The following is a 19,723-nucleotide window of genomic DNA, read 5'->3' as shown; positions in this document are numbered from 1 at the left end:
GGTTTCTTTACGTTTAATAGAATGTGGCTGGCTTGACTTTGTGCAAAAAGTACAAGATAAAGTCTGAAATCATTTACTGACAAGAGGCGGCCTAATCACAACTCTTCTCGAAATGTTTCCCTTCACTGGGGCTTTTTCCTTCTGGTGGCGACCAAGAGCCTTGGCACAACTCATTGCTCAAGGAATACGAATACGTCCACCCTTTTTCGTTTTCAAATTCTACATTTACGTGATACGGATTATAGTTTCTCCCAATGTCCCTACTGAATTGCCATCTTTGATTCGGATATTTGTCCTCAAGATAGTGGTTGAGTTGTTCAGTCTTCTTGGATACTTGATAATCAACCCAATAGGGGCGAATAACAAAGAATGCAAGCACGAATACGGTAATGGAAGAGGCCATTAGTAAACTCAATTTCCTGATCTTTTGTGGCAATAATAAGGCAGTGGCATACAGCATAACTACAAAAATAGTAGACCCTATAATTTCTAATACTGTTTGTGGATACAAGGGAAATCACTCCTTCAAGGAACTATTATTTTTGTGGGAAATCATTGAATATATAAAAAAGACGAAAAAGCACCTTTGCTTTTCGTCTTTTTTTTCATTTATAAGAAACGCTTCCTGATACTTGGTGAAGGCAACATGCAGCTTTCTTCCTTTTTCCCGAACCATTTATAACGGTTTTTGGCAATGAAATCATAAGCGGTGTTCCGAATGAAACGTGGGACAATGACCAAGCCATAAAACAGCTTCCAAGCGCCTTTCAAATGGCTACATATCCTTAGTGCTGCAGCCGATTTATAGTAGGCCTTGCCATTCTCAAGCAAGACGATGCTATCGATATTCCCGGGAACCTGATACTTTTTCTGAAACTCTTGTCCAGTTGGACTTTGAAGGGAAGCAAAACGAAACAGCCCCTTCGGATCGCGCTTTATGATGAATTGGACACTCGAATCGCAAAAGTTACATTCACCATCAAATAAGATGACAGGATTCATGAACTTTCCTCCTCAAAAGAGACGTGTAGAGAATGCCTCATCCTTTCTCTACCCACATTACTGTGATGGAAACGTCTTTGGTTTTCGATGTTCTTTCTTTTATTTTACATGATTTATTCCATATTTACGCATTTTATGAAAAAGTTTTACCCGCCATGCTACTTTTCCCGCTAAAAAGTTTATATAGAGTATGAAAGGGGGTGAGCGACATGGCAAACCAAATCAAATTATCGACAACGTTACGATTGGATTTTGAAACGGGCCTCAATGAAAAAGGGGAGATCGTTTTTAAACGTAAGTCCTTTTCTAACATTAAAACGGATGCATTGGTCGATCAATTATCGGCAACAGCCAAGGCCATTGCGAGTGTGCAGAATTATCCGATGGGTGAAGTGAACCGCGTCGATACGAACGCCATCATCGGGTAAGTAGTGTGATGTCAAAAAAAGAGGGAGGTGACAGATATGGCTAAAGTATTGGAAATGATCTTTGTAACAGAAGAAGGAAAGTCGTCGACGATTTCTGTGGATAATCCAAAGGAACCGGTGGACGTGAATCAAGTGAAACAAGCAATGCAGCAAATCATCGCGCAAAATGTTTTCATCACCTCATCAGGAGATTTCGTTAGCATCAAGGGAGCACGCGTGGTCGAGCGTAATGTCGAGGACGTTGAAGTGCTTTAAAATTAGTAACGGTCGAATTATCCGTCTTAACGGTTGAATTAATGCCCATAATGGTCGAATTATTTTCTAATGTGGTTGAATTCTTGGTGATTCAACTCCATTCCGAGGCAGGCTCATCTTGAAGGACAAGTCCGGAAGCGGTGAGCCTGTCCTTTTTGATTAAAACTACTCAAGGCAGGTGAATAAAAGTGGACCAAATCCTACCGTTTGTCAGCGATATCGGGTTTCCCATCATTGTAACCTTGTACTTGCTTCACCGGATCGAAACAAAGCTGGATACATTGAACGAAACCATTGTCGAGCTGCCAGAACGCTTGCGAGAAGGATTCCAAAGTCAATTCAAAGGATGAAGGGAAACACCGTGGATGATTGCATTCACGGTGTTTTTATTATGCAATTCGGGTTAATCGATTGGATACGTGCTACTTTATAACTGTTTATTGATAACTTTTTTGTTTATTTTTCCCGTTTAGGTTTTATTATGCTAGCAATCCATTTACAATTAAAAAAAGAAATTTTTGAATTTTTTGTGAGGTGAACGGTTTGGGACATAAAATGATTATGACTGCTGGCTACCCTGAAATGGCTATACTGATTCGAGAACTTGCAGATGAATTAAGGCTGGATATAACCATTGTGGAAGGAATTTTAGATGAAGCGGCACAGGAAGTAAAACGATTGGTGCAAACTGATACATATGAAGTAGTCATTAGTCGGGCGGGCACAGCGGCGAAAGTAAGGGAAGTAATCGACCTTCCCATTGTATATTCAGATTCGGAGCATCTCGATTTACTTCAAGGATTTATCGAAGCAAAGAAGCTGGGGGATCGAATTTGTTTCATTACTTTTCCAGAGGAAGGATTTTTATTTAACTTTGAAGAAGTGACTAAGATTCTAGGTTTCGAGGTCTCTTTTTATCCTTATCATTCAGATCGTCAATTGATCGAACAAATAAAACAAGCGAAAGAGGATGGAATGGATGTGATTGTAGGAGGTGGCGTGCGGTCAGCCAATATTGCATCGAGCTATGGGATGAAAAGTATGTACTTGCCGCCCAACCCCCGTACTATTAGACGGGCATTGGTTCTAGCCGATCAAGTAGCAAGGGATCGCGTCATGATCAAGGAAGAGGCAGAACGGTTAAATGCTGTAATCAATGTTTCGGAAGAAGGCATCATTTTTTTGAATGAGGAAGGCATCATTGAGTCGATGAACGCTGCGGCTGAAAAGATTTTCAATGTGAGCAGGACAGACTATATAGGGAAAAGTAAGGAACAAATTTCATTGGTGGAGTTAAAGAATATTTTATTGAAAAGCAGTAAACACATTGAGGGTGGGAACTTTACGTTAGGAACCCTTAATGTATCATACAGTCCTGTGATTGTCGGGTATACGAAGATTGGAACCTTTGTGAATTGCAGAGAGGTTAGTAAAATTCAAAAGTTAGAACAGAAAATCCGACGGGATTTACATGTAAAGGGTCATACAGCCAAATTCACATTTGATGAAATCATTCATGAAGATCCAATGATGGAGGAAGTCATTGACTTGGCAAAGGAGTATGCAAAGACGGAGTCCACCGTTCTTATAATAGGAGAGAGTGGAACCGGAAAGGAACTTTTTGCCCAAAGTATACATAACGAAAGTAGCCGAAACAAAGGTCCTTTTGTCGCCATAAATTGTGCAGCCTTGCCTGAAAATTTATTAGAGAGTGAATTATTTGGCTACACGGAAGGGGCATTCACTGGTGCAAGTAAGGGTGGCCGTCAAGGTGTATTTGAATTAGCACATGAGGGCACGATCTTTCTAGATGAGATTGGGGAAATCCCGACGCATATCCAAACCAGGTTATTACGTGTCCTTCAGGAGAAAGAGGTTATGAGACTTGGTGGAGAAGGGGTCATTCCGATTGATATTCGAGTGATTGCAGCCACGAACAAAAACCTATGGGAAATGGTGGATAAAGGCGAGTTTCGATTAGATCTCTATTTTAGGCTTAGCATATTACATTTAGACGTCCCACCCCTTAGAGAACGGGGATTAGATATCCCATTACTTGTGGATCAACATTTTCAAAAGCTAAATCAATCGATTCGATTTTCTGATTTATCCATACCTATCCAATATTTCTTCAAGAATTATAGTTGGCCAGGAAATGTACGGCAACTCGAAAATGTCGTAGAGCGGTATATCCTCTATTCGAAAAATGTAAAAAAAGAAAAATATTTCATAGAAGATATTTTGAAAGAGATGGGTGAGGGACAGAAACTGGAATCCCAGGGAGATGAACTAATCGTTCGAGCAGGAACGTTAGATGAAATTAATAAGCAAGTGATAATGAAAATGTTAGAAGAACATAACGATAATAAAAAGGTTGTAGCCGAATTATTAGGGATTAGCCGAACAACATTGTGGAAGAGAATATCGGAAATATAAAAAATCAAAGTGGGTTCCTTCCGCTTTGTATTTTTTTGGAGTAATCTTACGCGTATGTTTACGAAATGAACGTTTTTATAGGAGTGTTTAAATAATGAACAGGTTCGTCGGCAATTTGTTAGAATTTAAGCCATTTTATATTTGGCATGGATTTTGCTTATTAAGTTAATAGGAAGGGGGAGATTACAAGTTGCAAAGTAGTATTAGCACCGTATCATATGGTCAAATCCGTGTCATTACATTAAATGAGCCGAAGAAAATGAATGCGCTATCATATGAGCTGAAGCAGGATTTATTTACAGAATTACAATCCTTACAATTCGATCAAGATATAAAAGTCATTATCCTGACCGGTTCTGGCAAGGCTTTTTGTGCAGGTGGTGACGTGAAAGCCATGCAAAAGCCTTATGATGCCGAAAGTATTCGAAGAAATATGGAACTCTCTAAACATATCATTATGCTCATCCGTAATTGCGAGAAGCTTGTCATTAGCATGGTGAATGGGGTAGCCGCCGGAGCGGGAATGAGCCTAGCGTTAGCAACGGACTTATCAATAGCGGAGAAGAATGTGAAATTCATATTGGCCTTTAAGAATTTAGGTCTTATTCCAGATTTAGGGTTACATTATTATCTACCGAACATTATTGGAGAGAAGAAAGCAAAAAAGTGGTTCATGGATGGTGCGAGCCTAACGGCTATGGAGGCATTAGGAGAAGGACTCATCAATGAAGTTGTAGAAGAAGGAGCGGGAATGGAGTACGCAATAGAAATGGCGCAACAATTAATTGAAGGTCCCGTTGATTCTTTTATCGTATCAAAATCATTAATCAACCAACAAAGTAATGATCAAATCGAAAAAATCATGACACTCGAAAATATGCATCAAACACTTTTGCGTGGGAATGAAGATCACTTGAAGCGTCTACAAACTTTCTTTGCTCAACGGAATTAATGGATAGATCAACAAATAAAGGAGGGATTCATTTATGAGAATTCGAAAGTATTCGCGCTTCGTCTGGCTGTTCATGGTTGTCATCATTTTATCGGCTTGTAACGTTTCTGCAAGTAATGGGGTAGTCAAAAAAAATGAAAATGGGGATTACAAAGTAACGATGACAACAGCCGGTACAAGTGGTTCATTCTATGCAATTGGCGCGGCCATCTCACAAAATCTAAACAATAATGCAAAGGGGATTTTCATTACGAATCAGGCTTCAGGTGGTTCTGTTGAAAATGTTCGATTATTGGACCGCAATGAGGTGAATTTCGCACTTGTAGGTGGGGATAGTGCTTTAGCTGCTTATAATGGAACACATGAATTCGAAGGAAATGCCCGTTCGGACGTATTACGCGGTGTAATAAGCCTATACGAGCAGCCCCTTACATTGGTTGTTTTAAAGGATTCCAATATTAAAACATTTAATGATCTGAAAGGAAAACGTGTGGCTGTGGGTGCGCCTGGTAGTGGTTCGGAACTGAAAAGTAAAGAGGTTCTGGAAGTTTTGGGGTTGCCTTATGACGAGGGGGTCAAGCAAAAGTATCTGTCCTTTGCAGATGCCATTGAAGGAATGAGGGATAACCAAGTAGATGCGACATTTGTTTGGGCAGGAGCGCCGGCATCAGCCGTGCAAGAGCTAGGGAGTACACGGGACATAGATATTGTTGGCTTCACAGAAGAAGAAAGTGAAAAAATATTTGAAGAAAACCCATCCATTTTTCCTTATGTATTGCCAGGTGGTACGTATAAAGAGGTAGAAAATGATGTAAGGACTTTGGCCATCAATACCCAAATTGTTACACGTAACGATATACCAGATGAAGCAGTGTATAACTTTGTAAAAGGATTCTTTGAAAATATAGAAGAAATCCAGCTTGCACATAGCTCTATGAAAGAAGTAAGTATGGAAAGTGCCGTGCAAAACGTCATTGAGATGCATCCAGGTGCGAAACAATATTTTGAAGAAAGTGGAGCTATGAAGTAATTAAAAAGGGGGAAAAAACATGGAGCATGAACCTCAAAAACCACAACACCATTTAGTGAAGAAAATTATTTTCATCACGGCCATTGTCTTATCGATTTTCCAGTTGTATACGGGAGGGTTCGGTTTACTAACGCCCATGTTACAACGAAGTCTCCACCTATACTTAATTCTAATATTAGTATTTTTAATGTACCCCATTAAACTACCAAAATCTTGGCGGATACTCGATTTTATTGCCGTTGCGTTATCGGTTAGTTCAGGGATTTATATATTCTCTACATATGAAACGCTTTTGTTTCGTGTAGGTGCGCCAAATGCATTAGATGTTTTCTTTGGTGCGGTGACTATCATTTTAGTACTTGAAGCAACTCGACGTGTGGCTGGGTTAATTTTAGCGTTAATCGGCACAGCCTTCATTTTCTATTCATATTTTGGTTCGTTTTTCCCGAGTGTTTTTGAGTCTTCGAACATGTCGACCAATCGATTCATGTCATTAATATTCCTTTCAAGTGAAGGATTATGGGGAAGCACTTTAGGGATTGCGGCAACATTTATTGCCCTATTCATCATTTTCGGTGCGTTCTTGAATGCAACGGGTGCTGGTAAGGTATTTATCGATTTGGCTTACTTTTTCGGGGGTCGTTATCGTGGGGGCCCAGCAAAAGTAGCGGTTGTATCGAGTGCATTAATGGGGACGGTTTCAGGTAGTCCGGTAGCCAACGTGTCATCGACAGGACAATTTACCATCCCGTTAATGAAAAAAATTGGTTATAAACCAAAAGTAGCTGCTTCAATAGAGGCAGTAGCTTCAACAGGTGGTTCAATGATGCCACCAATCATGGGCGCTGGCGCCTTCGTTATGGCAGAAATGACTGGGATTCCATATTCAGAGATCATCATTGCTGCCATCATACCGGCCCTTTTATATTATTTATCCATTTACTTCTATGTCGATTTGGAAGCTGCAAAGGAAAACTTACGAGGCCTTTCGAAAGCGGATTTACCTAACTTGAAAGAAACGTTTTTAGCAGGATTCCATTTGTATATTGGTTTAGTTTTCCTTATATACATGCTTGTATTTGTTCAAGCCTCACCGATGTTTTCGGCATTCTGGTCAATTGTCGCATTAGTCGTGTCCTATATCGCATTCTACTTCAAACAAGTGAAGTGGGGTTTCTTCATAGATGCATTACTTGATGGAGCAAAAGGGATGGTTCTAACAACCGTTGCCTGTGCTACAGCGGGTATTGTTGTTGGGGTCGTTAACTTAACAGGTGTGGGCGTAACATTGACTACACTAATGGTGAACGTTGGTAGTACCTCGATTATCTTAACGCTAGTTGTAACGATGGTAGCGTGTATCATCATGGGAATGGGGCTTCCCCCGACAGCAGCATACATTTTACTTGGTGTGTTAACGGCACCAGCACTAATCAATTTGGGAATCGAACCGATATTCGCCCATATGTTTGTATTCTACTTCTCTTGTCTAGCACCAATCACACCACCAGTAGCCCTTGCATCCTTCACAGCGGCGGGAATCGCCAATAGTCATCCACTGAAAACCAGTATAACTTCTGCAAAGATTGGACTTGTTGCATTCTTGATTCCCTATATGTTCATATACGGTCCGGAATTGTTAGCACAAGGGAAAGTATCGGCCATAATGTGGACCATATTAATGGCCTGTATAGGCGTTTTCGTATTAGCAATGGCCATGGTTGGCTGGTTGAAGCGAAAACTATTCTGGTATGAACGGGTATTGGCTTTTATCACAGCCGTATTACTGATATCGGCAGGAATGCTTACGGATATTATTGGCCTGGGTCTCCTTGTTGGTTTGTTAGCCCTTATTTACACGACAAGGAATAATCCGGTCGAGGCTGTTGATACAAACTTGGAATTAACAAAATAAATAGATTTTATTAAAGGGTGTGAGTGAATATGAAAGTATTTACTCCTCTTTTTTTAAATGACGTTAGGTTTGGATGATGTGTATGAAGCTTTATTCTTTATATATCGCGGCTATTTTTGTATTCATCGCAGTTTTTGGAATACGTCCATTAACCTCTTTATATGCGAGCTCTTTAGATGCGACGATGTTCCAGATCAGTTTAATCACGATGTGTTATTCGGTTGGCCCTTTATTGATAGCCATTAAGATCGGAAGATTCATTGATCAATATGGAGAAAAAATACCCATTTTGATAGGGGCTTTAGGGATTGGCGTTTCAGCATTGTTACCCGTTTTATTTCAAAGCATCGGTATGCTCTTTGTATCTCAGTTCTTATTAGGGACCAGTCAGATCTTAACGATTGTTGCCTTGCAAAATGGGGTGGCCAGTGCCGTTCCAAGCAGGAATCGTGATAGGGCAGTCGGGACCTTTAGTTTATTTACTTCGACAGGCATGTTCATTGGTCCATTTGTCGGTGGATTCACTACAGATTATTTTGGCTATCTAATGGCCTTTATCGTGCTTGCCTGTGCACCGATTGTTAGTTTTATAGCGACATTAGGCATTCAAACGACGAAAAAGAAAGAAACAAAGAAAGCTAAAGACAACAATCTGGGCGTGACACAACTTATTGGTCAAGTCCACTTGAGAAAAACGATTATCGCTGGAATGCTGGTGCTCTCGGCCTTGGATTTGTTTTATGTGTACTTTCCTTTATATGCAGAAAGTATAGGGTTCACAGCTTCCCGGATTGGCATTTTACTATCAGTAATGGCTGGTGCTAATATGCTTGCAAGGATTTTTATAGGAAAGCTCATCACTTTATTTGGGCGCGTTAAAACGTTATGGCTTTTTATGCTCATTGGGGCAGTTGGGTATGCGTGTGTGACGTTTACGAGTAGTTTTGCCGCCTTATTTCTTATCGTCTTTATTATAGGAGCTGGTTTAGGTGTGACACAGCCACTGACGATTATACTCACGTATAATTTAGCGCCAGTAAACCAAACGGGAGAAGTGTTGGGTATTCGGTTGGCGGCTAATCGTTTATCACAAACAATACTCCCCTTTCTTTTCGCTAACTTAAGCACATTAATCGGTCTTGGGTCGATTTTTATTTTTAAGGCACTCTTATTAGGAATCGGTTGCCTATCGGCCAAGGGTATTCAGGAAAAACAAGCTACAATCGAAAAGGAGGTACAAGATGTCAAATAGTATAGTCGGAACACCTGTACAAGTTACACATGAATTTGCAAAGTTCATTCATGATTTTCATCCAGTCCAACTAGACCAAACGGTAAAAAAACAAGTGCATCATATTTTAACGGATTATTTTTGCGCAGCCATAACGGGATCTCAAACAGAAACAAGTAAGAGGGTATTACATTATTTAATAGAAAGCGAAGGGACGGGGACAAGTAACGTCATTGGTTCAAAGCATAGGCTTTCCCCAGCAAATGCCGCTTTTATCAATGGAACGAGTGCACATTGCTTGGACTTTGATGATGGCCATACACAAGGGTCGGTTCATCCCGCTGCACCCATCATCCCGGCCGTACTGGCGATTGCGGAAAGCCTCCAGTCAGAAAAGGATGAACTAATAAAAGCCATTGTCATTGGTTATGAAGTTTGTTTGAGAATTTCCGCCGCGATACACCCCAATTCTCGTAAACGGGGTTTTCATAATACGCCGATTACCGGAATTTTTGGCGCAACGGCTGCTGTATGCTATTTGCATAAAATGGACGTGGAGGAGATCCAAAATGCTTTCGGAATCGCTGGTAGCTTTGCGGGTGGCCTCTTTGCTTTTTTAGGAACGGGTTCTGAAGTGAAACGGATCCACCCCGGACAAGCAGCAAGAGATGGTATACACGCAGCCTTATTAAGTCTTCATGGTCTAACAGGTCCAACCAATGTTTTGGAAGGGACCAACGGATTCTTTGAAGCATTCGCCGGGGACATAAATAATGAACGGTTATTTGCAAATCTAGGAACCCAATATGAAATTTTCAATATTTATTTCAAGCCATATCCATGTTGTCGGCACTTACATGTGGCGATTGATGTGATAAATGAAATGAAGAAAATATTTTCAATCGATGTTCAAGAAATTCGAGCCATTAAAATCGGGGTAAATGAAATTGCCGCGATGCACCATCATAAAGAATGCACGAATCTATTGGATGCACAAATGAGCATGCCCTATGCAGTTGCTTTGGCTTGTCTACATGATGAATTGCATGTGGATTTATTCCAACCATCCCATGCACCTGAAGAGGTTTGGGAATTAGCGAAAAAAATTGATGTGTACGTGGATGAAAAGGCAAATGAGCTGTATCCGGAGTATCGCGCAGCAAAAGTAGATATGGTGATGAATAATGGAGAGGAATGGAGTCACTTTATCGATAATCCGTTAGGTGAACCTTCCAAACCATTAACTACAGAACAACTCCAAACGAAATTCACGTCCAATTGTAACCCGATTATAGGTGTGAAACCGAGCCAAGTTTTCTTAAAGGGACTTAGTAGTGAAAAAAACACGGATGTTTTTTATCAAATTTAGGGGGCTACAAGGATGAGTGAATTCAAATATTTAGACGTGTATAAAGATGGCGCACTAGGAATTATTAAAGTAAACCGGTTAGAGGTCCATAATGCGCTTAATAAAGAAACCATCCAAGAACTTTCCGCTTCCATAGATAAATGGGTAAATCACGATGGAGTCCAAGTCATTGTAATGACGGGAGCCGGAAGTAAATCATTTATTTCCGGTGCGGATATTAACCAGCTGACCGTGAAAACACCTATTCAAGGTTTAGAGGCTGACTTGTCCGTGTTATGTGAGAAAATCGAGAATTGTGAAAAGGTAACGATTGCCGCCATCAATGGGTATGCATTTGGTGGGGGATTTGAAGTAGCGTTAGCCTGTGATATCCGAATTGCTTCTGCGAATGCAAAGTTTTGCTTTCCAGAATTAAACTTATCCATCATTCCAGGTGGAGGGGGAACTCAAAGATTATCCCGTTTGATTAACAAAGGGGTCGCGCTGGACCTCATTTTAACGGGGGATGTGATGACAGCGGAACGAGCTGAAAGGCTAGGAGTCGTTTCGGCGGTCATACCCCAAGAAGAACTATGGGAAGCAGTCATTACTAAAGCACAAAAAATCATTACCAAAGGGCCCATCGCTTGCCGGCTAGCTAAGTTAGTCGTGAAAGAGGGAGCTGAGATAAATTTATCGTCAGCACTAGTATTAGAAAAGTTAGCCCAATCTCTTTTGTTTGGGACAAAAGATAAACAAGAAGGTACACAAGCATTTATTGAAAAAAGAAAACCTATTTTCGCAGGAAAGTGAAACGTTTAGTTTATGAACGAAATTGTTCATAAACTAAACGTTTTTTTATTTATGGGTGTATTAAAAGGCATTGAAGTAAAGGATTCCCTATGTTTTTTAAGTTGGCATCAAAATTGCTTATATATAAAGGGAGTGGATTAAACTATTTAATTCCAACTATAAAACTACTAAAGGGGTGCTAGATATGGATTTTACATTATCAAAAGAACAGGAAGATTTAAAAAAGTGGGCGAAAAATTTAGCAAAAGAAAAATTCTCGGAAAAAGCATACACATGGATAAAAAACGGTGAGGTGCCATGGGAGAATGCACGGATTCTTGCAGAACACGGTTTGATGGGCATGACGCTACCGGAAGAAGATGGCGGTCAAGGAATGACGTTAATGGAAGCCATTATCGTCATGGAAGAAATCGCAAAAGTTTGCCCGAATACGGCTGATATGTTCCAGGTGGGGAATTTTGGGGCGATTCGCCAATTGTCCGCCTATGGTTCACCAGAATTGAAGGCCCGTACTCTCCCGGGGATCTTAGCGGGTGAACAGTTAATCTCTGTTGCCATGAGTGAGCCCAATGCAGGTTCAGCTACAACCGACTTGGAAACACGAGCACGTATTGTGGGAGATAAAGTCATCGTAAATGGTTCGAAAGTATTCAATACACATGGTCCCCATAATCAATATTACGTAGTCTGGGTCCGTTTCGGTGATGATGTTCGTAGCTCGGGAGCCATCTTGATTGAACGTGGCTTACCAGGATTCACACTAGGAAAAACGGAAACACATATGTCAGGTGAGGAACATTGTGCGTTATTCTTCGAAGATTGTGAAGTACCGATTGAAAATATCCTGGTTCCGGATAATGGGTTCAAAAAGTTATTTACCATGTTTAACATCGAACGTATGGGTAATACTTCACGCTCATTAGCTTTAGCACAAGCTGCTTTTGATATGGCAGTTGAACATGCAAAGGAACGTGAACAGTTCGGGCGTCCACTAGCTGAGTTCCAAGGCATTCAGTGGAAGGTGGCCGAAATGAAAATGAAATTGGAAGCTGGTCGCCTCTTGTTATATAAAGCAGCAACGAATGCAGATAAAGGAGCTCCAAGCCCATTAGAGGCTTCAATGGCAAAGTGTTATATCAATACAACCGCATTTGAGGTGGCAAATGAAGCAGTACAGATCTTTGGTGGATATGGCTACTCAACGGATTATCCATTGGAATATATTTTCCGTCGCGTTCGTGGTTGGATGATTGCAGGTGGTACACCAGAAATGCTGAAAAATAAAATTGCTGAGGAAGTATTTGAACTGCGCTTTAGCCAACGTAAAAAAAAGCCTGAGATTGAGAAGGTGGTTAAATGACTTTGACAGAACAAATGGTGGAGGAGAAGACATTTCTAACGGAATATGAAGGGGCGAAATTATTAAAAAAGTTTAAATTACCTGTTGCCCCTGCTGAATTGGCGAAAACACGCGAAGAGGCAGTGATTTTTGCTGATAAGATTGGCTATCCACTTGTGTTAAAGGGTATGTCCCCGCAAATTACGCATAAAACGGAAGCCGGTATTGTCAAAGTGAATATTCAAGATGAGCAGCAACTTTTAGAAGCCTATGAAGCTATTACTAATAATGCCATCGCCTATGATGCTTCGGCGAAATTAGAGGGCGTCTTAATTCAAAAAATGTCCCAAAAGGGGTTAGAACTTATCTTAGGAATCAAAAGGGACCCCGTGTTCGGACATCTTTTGGTTCTGGGGATGGGTGGTACATTCGTAGAAATTTTGAAGGACTTTTCCATGCGCATTATGCCCGTAAGCAAGCAGGATGTTCTAAGCATGGTAGATGAGTTGAAAAGTGCCGAACTAGTAAAGGGATACCGCGATCAAGCCGGAATCGATATGAGTCTACTTGTGGACATTTGCCAGAAGCTTAATGAACTTGTAACCCTCCATCCTGAAATTATGGAGTTAGACTTGAATCCTGTTATCTTCTCTGCAGAAGGTCCACTCATCTGTGATGTGCGCATTTTAAATGAGCCGGTCATTGAACTTGAAGGGGAGCGCCGGAGTTTAGAAAACCTAGATAAACTATTACATCCCTCATCAATAGCCATTGTAGGCGCATCGTCTAATGAAAAGAAGAATGGTGGCCGCCTAGTTAAGTATTTGGTGGAAAATCAGTTTAAAGGGAAAGTGTTTCCAATCAACCCTAAGGCAGATGAAATTTTCGGTCATCGCGTATATCCTTCTTTAACCCATGTAACTGAGCCAATTGATGTGGCTTGTATTATTGTGGCAGCACAGAGTGTCCCTGGCGTCATGCGTGAATGCCAACAAAAAGGGATTAAAAATGTCATTATCTATTCATCGGGTTTTGCTGAAACCGGAGCAAAAGGGGCCCTTTTACAACAAGAAATATTAAGTATCGCTAAAGAAGCGGGGATTCGGATCGTCGGTCCAAATGTAATCGGTGTTGCCAGCCCAAATGACAATGTGTATATGGCATTCGGTTCAGCTTTAACAACGAAAGAAAAAGTGGCCGGCGGGATCGGATTCATTTCCCAAAGTGGAGCGATGGGTAGTGCTTTACTCAGTCGTGCTTGGGAAAATAAAGTGGGCTTTAGCCGATGGGTAACAGTGGCAAATGAAGTCGATCTCACAACATCCGATTTTATTGAAACCTTTGCTGAAGATTCACAAACGAAAGTTATCTCGGCCTTCATGGAAGGTTTAAAAGATGCAAAGGCATTTGAACGTGCGACCCAAAAAGCGTTAGATGCGAAAAAGCCAGTCCTTGTCTATAAAACAGGACGTTCTGAAGTAGGAAAGCGGGCCGTTCAATCACATACGGGTTCCATCGCCGGTGATGAGGCGGTATATTCGGCGGCCTTTAGAAAATATAATGTATTACCCGTGGAACAAATCGAGGACTTAATTGAAGTTGCTGCGATATTTGAAAAACAACCACTGCCTAAAGGCAATCGCATTGGGATTGTTACAGCTTCTGGTGGTGCTTGTAGTGTAATTGCCGATTTATGCACAGCGAATGGACTTGAGGTACCTGAACTTACAGAAACTGCCGAGAAGATCAAGCAATACATTCCTGTATTTGGCGCAGCGAATAATCCCGTTGACGTAACGGCGGAGATAATCGGAAACCCTGATATGTTTAAGAAAGTATTAACAGCCGTTGTGGAAGATTCACAAATCGATGGTGTGCTCGTTATGCTAACATCGAATGCCGACCCGGGAGCACTTATCATTGCCGAGGCCATTTATGAAGTCTTCCAATCGCACCAAAAACCGATAATCGTTGGGCGCTTAGGGGCAACTGCGATCGCACCAAAAGCAGTATCTTTCTATCAGGAAAAACAATTCTTCGTCTATCCAAACCCAGAAAAGATTGTTAAAGCCATGAAGTATTTGGTGGACTATGAACGGATTCTACGGATGAATGGGAGTCTATGAGAGAGAAGGGTGAGAGGGAAATGGAACAAATAGCCGTCGTCGGAAGTGGATTGATGGGTAGGGGAATTGCATTAACCGCTGCTCAAAACGGATTCACTGTACAACTTAATGATGTGGATGAAGATACCTTACAAAGAGCGCAAGCGTTTATTGAAGAAGAACTGGAGAAGGCTGTTGAAAGGCAGATCATCAGTTTGGATCAAAAGCAGCAGGCAATCGCACGGATTTTCTATGAAACGTCACTTGAAAAAGCGGCTTCGAACGTTCAATTAGTGATTGAAGCCGTACCGGAAATCATGAAGTTGAAAATTGAAATTTTTAAAAAGTTAGATGAATATTGTTTACCACACACGATTTTAGCTACGAATACCTCAACAATGAGTCCTACAGAAATAGCGGCCCAAACGAATCGGCCTGAACAATGCATTGCGATGCATTTCTTTAATCCACCTCATAAGATGAAGCTTATTGAAATTGTCCGGGGATTACAAACAAGTGATGATACGATGGCATTTGCAAAAGCCGTTGGGGAAAAGATGAATAAACAAACGGTTGAAGTCAATGAGTTCCCAGGATTTGTAACAAGCCGTATGAACTGTTTAATTGGAAATGAAGCGATGACCATGCTAATGGAAGGTGTCGCTTCTGCACATGACATTGATCAAGCGTTAAAACTGGGACTCAATCATCCAATGGGACCATTGGAATTAGCAGACTTGGTAGGTTTGGATACGCGTTTAAAGAATATGGAGTATTTATATCAAACATTGGGTGAAAAATATCGGCCTTGTCCCTTATTAAGTAAATATGTAAAGGCCGGTCGTTTTGGTAGGAAATCAGGTAGCGGTTTTTATGAATATGATGAAAAGGGGTGTAAGAAGTGAGAAATGTTGTAATTGTAGATGCAGTCCGGACCCCCATTGCCACAATGGGGGGAACACTAAAAGAGGTGGAAGTTGATTTCTTGGCGGCTTCCGTGATCGATGCCATTGTTAAGCGATCCAATCTAGATGCGAGTCTTGTTGATGAAGTCATATTAGGTCAGGCAAAACAAAGTGCCGACTCCCCTAACCTTGCGCGTCTTGCTGCATTACGCGCGGGTCTTCCAGTAGAAGTGGCCGGATACACAGTACATAGACAATGTGGTTCAGGATTACAATCGATCGTAAATGCCGTTCAACAAATTCAATGTGGGCAAAGCGACATCATCATTGCAGGTGGGGCAGAAAGCATGAGTACAGCACCCTATTACATGAGAGGTATTCGTTATGGACTTGGTGCAAATAACGGGCAATTGCTTGATCCGAATACAGAAAGCCAACCCCGTTCACAACCAGAGGATCAATATGGCAAATTTACAATGGGACTCACAGCCGAAAACTTGGTGGAGCAGTATGGGATTTCAAGAGAAAAGCAAGATTCATTTGCTTTTCGCAGTCAGTCACTTGCTTTAAAGGCGATTGAAGAAAACCGCTTTGCAGATGAAATTATCCCGTATAAAGTGAAGACTAGAAAAGGAACGGTGATATTCGACAAAGATGAATATCCGAGACAAACGACTCCCGAAAAGTTAGCCGAATTAAAGCCTGTATTTAAAAAAGGAGGAAGCGTCACAGCAGGTAATAGTAGTGGTCGCAATGATGGTGCATCAGCCGTGTTGCTGATGTCTGAGGAAAAAGCTTTGAAGCTGGGCCTTAAACCACGCGCACGCATTATTGGACATGCAGCAGTAGGCGTATCCCCAGAAGTCATGGGGATTGGACCAGTACCTGCCACGAAAAAAGCATTACAAGTTGCGAATATTTCAATGGAAGACCTGGATTTAATCGAATTAAATGAAGCATTCGCTGCCCAGGCCCTTGCGGTGATTAAGGAGTGGAACGTGGGACTGGACAAAATCAATGTGAACGGAGGAGCCATTGCATTGGGGCACCCACTTGGGGCAACAGGTGCGATTTTACTAACTAAGATTCTCTATGAACTAGAACGTCGTAATGGTCGATATGGGTTAGTCACCCTATGTATAGGTGGAGGTATGGGTATTTCAGCCGTTATTGAAACAATGAAATAGACCAAAAAATAATGGACGGTTGCCCCGCTCCTATTAATGTAGGGATTGATCTCATAGTATAATCTACTTAATTGATAGAAGGGTGGCGGCATAAATGGATATATTCATAGAGGAGTTACAAGATTCAGATATGGAAGAGTTGTTAGCATTCGAACTGGAAAACAGAGCTTTTTTTGAAGAAATGGTCCCGTCTCGTGGAGATGACTATTATACCCCTGCTCATTTCAATGAAAGCCATAAAGCATTACTCGATGAACAAACACGAGGAGCTTCCATTTTCTATTTAATCAAGGATAACCACCATTCCATTTTAGGAAGAATAAATGTGGTAGATATCGAAGAAAACCAAAGAATAGGGCATCTTGGTTATCGAGTAGGTCAAATATACACTGGAAGAGGGATTGCCAATAGGGCTCTGCAATTATTACTAAAGAAAATCGTCAATAAAGATATCAAACAAATCCATGCAAAGACGACCACTACTAATATTCCCTCCCAAAGAGTTTTGGAGAAAAACGGCTTCAAGAAAGTGGCTACCAGTGAAGAAGGCTTCGAAATGAATGGACAGAATCTCCATTTTGTTTATTATACGTTGACTACCATGTTATCCGGTACAAACTGATGTATTCTATAATTATTGTATCAATTTTCCAAATGAATAATTTTGAGGGAAATTTACAATGAATAAGTTTTTGAAAAGTATTCTTCAGACTATAAACAAACAGGATCAATTTATGAGGGCATCCTTCTATATTATAGGAGGTTTCTTAATTATATTGGTTGGGTTAGTAACCTTTTAAAGGTCAGGATTACTTCTAACAAGTTGGAACAAAAATAAGCATTTGGTGGAAGCGTCCCATCGCCATCAAGCTAACAAGAACGAGTTACCCCAAAACGAAAAAAATGAGCTGAATTCCCATGGACAACTATGAAGGGATAAAATATTTATTTTGGGGATATTTCAAAATATTAGCTTGATGGGCATGGGTAGTACCCCTAATTTTGGTGTCAATGATGAAATAATCTTGGAGGAATCTGCAGATGTCGGATCGCTAACAATTTTTTACTTCTATTTATCTGGTGCTCACATTTTGTTTATGAGGAATAAACTACCTTGCATTATTTAATAGTTATGGAATATAATGTTATTAAATGGTACCTGTTATTAAACAATACTGATTTTTGTAAACTACCTTTCATTATTTACTACATAATAAAGAATCGGGTGATCAATATGGTAAAAATATAAAAAACGGAGCTTGACGATTGAAACAGACAAGGGTGAAATTACCTTAAAAAAATAACTTGCTGAGCAAAAAAACTTTATTTCAAACTAACAAGCAGGAAAAAGTGTGTTAGTTTATTTTTTTAGCAAGGTACCTTGCATTGAACAGTACTAGAATGTAATAGTGTGGAAAACGGACCGCTTTACACTTCATAATTATCGAAAGGAGCTATTATGAATACAAATCTATTGATTAAAGAAAGAATTGGTACGATTGATTGTATACGCGGCTTTGCCCTGTTAGGAATCTTTATGGTGAATCTGCCGATTATGCTGGGTATTTTTACCCCGTTTGAAAAAGAAGAGGTTACGATAAATCAGTGGATAGAAATATTCTTAAATCTTTTTATATCCAATAAATTCTTTGTTCTGTTTTCCTTTTTGTTCGGGTTAAGCTTTTTCATTTTTATGTCGAGGGCTGAAGCAAAGGGATATGGAAAAAAACTTTTCGCTCGCAGATTGTTTTTCTTATTGCTTTTCGGAATCATTCACCGGCTGTTTTTTTGGACAGGAGATGTTTTGTTGTTATATGCGGTTACCGGCTATTTCCTTTTATTCTTTTATAACCGCAAACCGAAAACAATACTCGTATGGGGAGTCTCGCTTATATCAGCATTTATCATTCTTGTCCATGGTCTTGCCGGTTTTATGTTTTTGAATAATCCTTCTTTATTGTATGGTTCTTTTCATAAAGAAGCGCAGATTGAAGCCTATCATACACTAGAGTATGCTGACTGGCTTATCTGGCATTTTAACGCCGAAGTTTTAACTGAAACACCTGAACATCTGCTTATTATACCTTTGCTTTTAGGTATATTCTTACTCGGATTATATACAGGAAAAATAGGGGTTTTTCAACATATTGAACAGTTTATTAAACCGTTAAAGAAGATTCAGGCAGCTTCAGGGCTTGCAAGTATACCATTAATCGGCTTGTTGTATTACTGCCAAGTTGCTAAAGATCCAATTGCTTTAATAAAAGCTTTCGAAACGCTTTATTTACAAGCAGGCGGAATTACTTTATCGGCATTCTACATGACAACTTTAATGCTTTTACTGCGTGTGAGCTTTGCTCAAAAGGTTCTATCTCCGCTTCGCTTATATGGACAGATGGCTTTAACCAATTATTTAACTCAAACATTAATTGGGTTCGTGATCTTTTTTATCATGCGCTTATATGGAACAATAGCATTGTACGAGTCCGCATTAATTTTCATTGGTGTTTTTATAGTGCAAATCATTTTCAGCAATTTATGGCTTAAGAATTTTCGGCTTGGACCTTTCGAATGGCTTTGGCGAACATTGACCTACGGAAAGCGGCAAAAGCTGTCGAAAAATAAAGGAGATATCGCTATCTAAAATGAAGATAAGGCTTCCTATACTGAATTAAATGGAGGATGCTATTAACAAAGCAAGGGGGGACAGGGGTAGCGCCCCTTCACCATCAAGCGAAAGCCAAATTGTATCCATAATACGAAAAAAACGCTATTCT

At 40.4% G+C, this 19,723-nt stretch carries 18 protein-coding genes; 16 read left to right on the top strand and 2 right to left on the bottom strand.

All coding sequences use genetic code 11. The features are described from left to right. Nucleotides 1-91: 91 nt before the first annotated feature. Complete coding sequence (locus ACIQXQ_RS13305) at nucleotides 92-511, bottom strand: hypothetical protein (protein ID WP_402958015.1); 420 nt, start codon at nucleotides 509-511, stop codon at nucleotides 92-94. 98 nt (nucleotides 512-609) lie between these two features. Beyond that, on the bottom strand, nucleotides 610-1,002 hold the full coding sequence (locus ACIQXQ_RS13300; RefSeq protein ID WP_402958013.1) for a thiol-disulfide oxidoreductase DCC family protein: 393 nt from the start codon (nucleotides 1,000-1,002) through the stop codon (nucleotides 610-612). A 209-nt stretch (nucleotides 1,003-1,211) separates the two neighbouring features. On the opposite strand from ACIQXQ_RS13300, the gene ACIQXQ_RS13295 reads away from it, so the two are divergent. The 16 genes from ACIQXQ_RS13295 (at nucleotide 1,212) to ACIQXQ_RS13220 (ending at nucleotide 19,590) form a co-directional block, all read left to right on the top strand. Beyond that, the gene (locus tag ACIQXQ_RS13295) at nucleotides 1,212-1,430 is read left to right on the top strand and encodes a DUF1659 domain-containing protein (protein ID WP_402873680.1); all 219 of its coding nucleotides are present in this window, start codon (nucleotides 1,212-1,214) and stop codon (nucleotides 1,428-1,430) included. 36 nt (nucleotides 1,431-1,466) lie between these two features. Further along, nucleotides 1,467-1,685: a DUF2922 domain-containing protein gene (locus tag ACIQXQ_RS13290; protein WP_402958011.1), complete on the top strand. Its 219-nt coding sequence runs from the start codon at nucleotides 1,467-1,469 to the stop codon at nucleotides 1,683-1,685. A gap of 188 nt (nucleotides 1,686-1,873) precedes the next feature. Next, nucleotides 1,874-2,035 (top strand): YvrJ family protein, encoded by a 162-nt coding sequence (locus ACIQXQ_RS13285; RefSeq protein ID WP_402873704.1) that lies wholly within the window; start codon nucleotides 1,874-1,876, stop codon nucleotides 2,033-2,035. 193 nt (nucleotides 2,036-2,228) lie between these two features. After that, nucleotides 2,229-4,121, top strand: coding sequence for a sigma 54-interacting transcriptional regulator (locus ACIQXQ_RS13280; protein ID WP_402958008.1), 1,893 nt, complete (start codon nucleotides 2,229-2,231; stop codon nucleotides 4,119-4,121). Between the two features lie 190 nt (nucleotides 4,122-4,311). Then, nucleotides 4,312-5,073: an enoyl-CoA hydratase/isomerase family protein gene (locus ACIQXQ_RS13275; protein ID WP_402958007.1), complete on the top strand. Its 762-nt coding sequence runs from the start codon at nucleotides 4,312-4,314 to the stop codon at nucleotides 5,071-5,073. Between the two features lie 34 nt (nucleotides 5,074-5,107). Continuing rightward, complete coding sequence (locus ACIQXQ_RS13270) at nucleotides 5,108-6,103, top strand: TAXI family TRAP transporter solute-binding subunit (RefSeq protein WP_402958005.1); 996 nt, start codon at nucleotides 5,108-5,110, stop codon at nucleotides 6,101-6,103. A 19-nt stretch (nucleotides 6,104-6,122) separates the two neighbouring features. Then, complete coding sequence (locus ACIQXQ_RS13265; RefSeq protein ID WP_402958003.1) at nucleotides 6,123-8,018, top strand: TRAP transporter permease; 1,896 nt, start codon at nucleotides 6,123-6,125, stop codon at nucleotides 8,016-8,018. A gap of 82 nt (nucleotides 8,019-8,100) precedes the next feature. Further along, a complete protein-coding gene (locus ACIQXQ_RS13260) occupies nucleotides 8,101-9,270 on the top strand; it encodes an MFS transporter (protein WP_402958001.1) in 1,170 nt (389 codons plus the stop codon). Further along, nucleotides 9,260-10,618 (top strand): MmgE/PrpD family protein, encoded by a 1,359-nt coding sequence (locus ACIQXQ_RS13255; RefSeq protein WP_402957999.1) that lies wholly within the window; start codon nucleotides 9,260-9,262, stop codon nucleotides 10,616-10,618. The genes ACIQXQ_RS13260 and ACIQXQ_RS13255 overlap by 11 nt, the downstream gene beginning before the upstream one ends. 12 nt (nucleotides 10,619-10,630) lie before the next feature. Next, on the top strand, nucleotides 10,631-11,410 hold the full coding sequence (locus ACIQXQ_RS13250) for an enoyl-CoA hydratase/isomerase family protein (RefSeq protein ID WP_402957997.1): 780 nt from the start codon (nucleotides 10,631-10,633) through the stop codon (nucleotides 11,408-11,410). 184 nt (nucleotides 11,411-11,594) lie between these two features. Continuing rightward, nucleotides 11,595-12,770 (top strand): acyl-CoA dehydrogenase family protein, encoded by a 1,176-nt coding sequence (locus ACIQXQ_RS13245; protein ID WP_402957995.1) that lies wholly within the window; start codon nucleotides 11,595-11,597, stop codon nucleotides 12,768-12,770. Then, nucleotides 12,767-14,875 (top strand): acetate--CoA ligase family protein, encoded by a 2,109-nt coding sequence (locus ACIQXQ_RS13240; protein ID WP_402957993.1) that lies wholly within the window; start codon nucleotides 12,767-12,769, stop codon nucleotides 14,873-14,875. The genes ACIQXQ_RS13245 and ACIQXQ_RS13240 overlap by 4 nt, the downstream gene beginning before the upstream one ends. Before the next feature lie 20 nt (nucleotides 14,876-14,895). After that, the gene (locus ACIQXQ_RS13235) at nucleotides 14,896-15,759 is read left to right on the top strand and encodes a 3-hydroxyacyl-CoA dehydrogenase family protein (protein ID WP_402957991.1); all 864 of its coding nucleotides are present in this window, start codon (nucleotides 14,896-14,898) and stop codon (nucleotides 15,757-15,759) included. Next, entirely contained in the window at nucleotides 15,756-16,946 is a 1,191-nt protein-coding gene (locus ACIQXQ_RS13230; RefSeq protein WP_402957988.1) for a thiolase family protein, read from the top strand. Before ACIQXQ_RS13235 ends, ACIQXQ_RS13230 begins: the two co-directional genes overlap by 4 nt. Nucleotides 16,947-17,040: 94 nt before the next feature. Further along, on the top strand, nucleotides 17,041-17,568 hold the full coding sequence (locus ACIQXQ_RS13225) for a GNAT family N-acetyltransferase (protein ID WP_402957985.1): 528 nt from the start codon (nucleotides 17,041-17,043) through the stop codon (nucleotides 17,566-17,568). Between the two features lie 837 nt (nucleotides 17,569-18,405). Next, nucleotides 18,406-19,590, top strand: coding sequence for a DUF418 domain-containing protein (locus ACIQXQ_RS13220; protein ID WP_402957983.1), 1,185 nt, complete (start codon nucleotides 18,406-18,408; stop codon nucleotides 19,588-19,590). The last annotated feature ends 133 nt before the right edge of the window (nucleotides 19,591-19,723 follow it).

It is taken from the genome of Peribacillus sp. NPDC097198 (genome assembly GCF_044762055.1).
Lineage (GTDB): Bacteria > Bacillota > Bacilli > Bacillales > DSM-1321 > Peribacillus.
Note: the sequence above shows the minus strand (reverse complement) of the source record. Positions and strands in the feature narration are given on the sequence as shown.

Coding starts and splice junctions, on each gene's coding strand:
- ACIQXQ_RS13250 (WP_402957997.1), top strand. CDS start 10,631: ATGAGTGAATTCAAATATTTAGACGTGTATAAAGATGGCGCACTAGGA.
- ACIQXQ_RS13220 (WP_402957983.1), top strand. CDS start 18,406: ATGAATACAAATCTATTGATTAAAGAAAGAATTGGTACGATTGATTGT.
- ACIQXQ_RS13295 (WP_402873680.1), top strand. CDS start 1,212: ATGGCAAACCAAATCAAATTATCGACAACGTTACGATTGGATTTTGAA.
- ACIQXQ_RS13260 (WP_402958001.1), top strand. CDS start 8,101: ATGAAGCTTTATTCTTTATATATCGCGGCTATTTTTGTATTCATCGCA.
- ACIQXQ_RS13225 (WP_402957985.1), top strand. CDS start 17,041: ATGGATATATTCATAGAGGAGTTACAAGATTCAGATATGGAAGAGTTG.
- ACIQXQ_RS13235 (WP_402957991.1), top strand. CDS start 14,896: ATGGAACAAATAGCCGTCGTCGGAAGTGGATTGATGGGTAGGGGAATT.
- ACIQXQ_RS13290 (WP_402958011.1), top strand. CDS start 1,467: ATGGCTAAAGTATTGGAAATGATCTTTGTAACAGAAGAAGGAAAGTCG.
- ACIQXQ_RS13270 (WP_402958005.1), top strand. CDS start 5,108: ATGAGAATTCGAAAGTATTCGCGCTTCGTCTGGCTGTTCATGGTTGTC.
- ACIQXQ_RS13255 (WP_402957999.1), top strand. CDS start 9,260: ATGTCAAATAGTATAGTCGGAACACCTGTACAAGTTACACATGAATTT.
- ACIQXQ_RS13300 (WP_402958013.1), bottom strand. CDS start 1,002: ATGAATCCTGTCATCTTATTTGATGGTGAATGTAACTTTTGCGATTCG.
- ACIQXQ_RS13265 (WP_402958003.1), top strand. CDS start 6,123: ATGGAGCATGAACCTCAAAAACCACAACACCATTTAGTGAAGAAAATT.
- ACIQXQ_RS13240 (WP_402957993.1), top strand. CDS start 12,767: ATGACTTTGACAGAACAAATGGTGGAGGAGAAGACATTTCTAACGGAA.
- ACIQXQ_RS13245 (WP_402957995.1), top strand. CDS start 11,595: ATGGATTTTACATTATCAAAAGAACAGGAAGATTTAAAAAAGTGGGCG.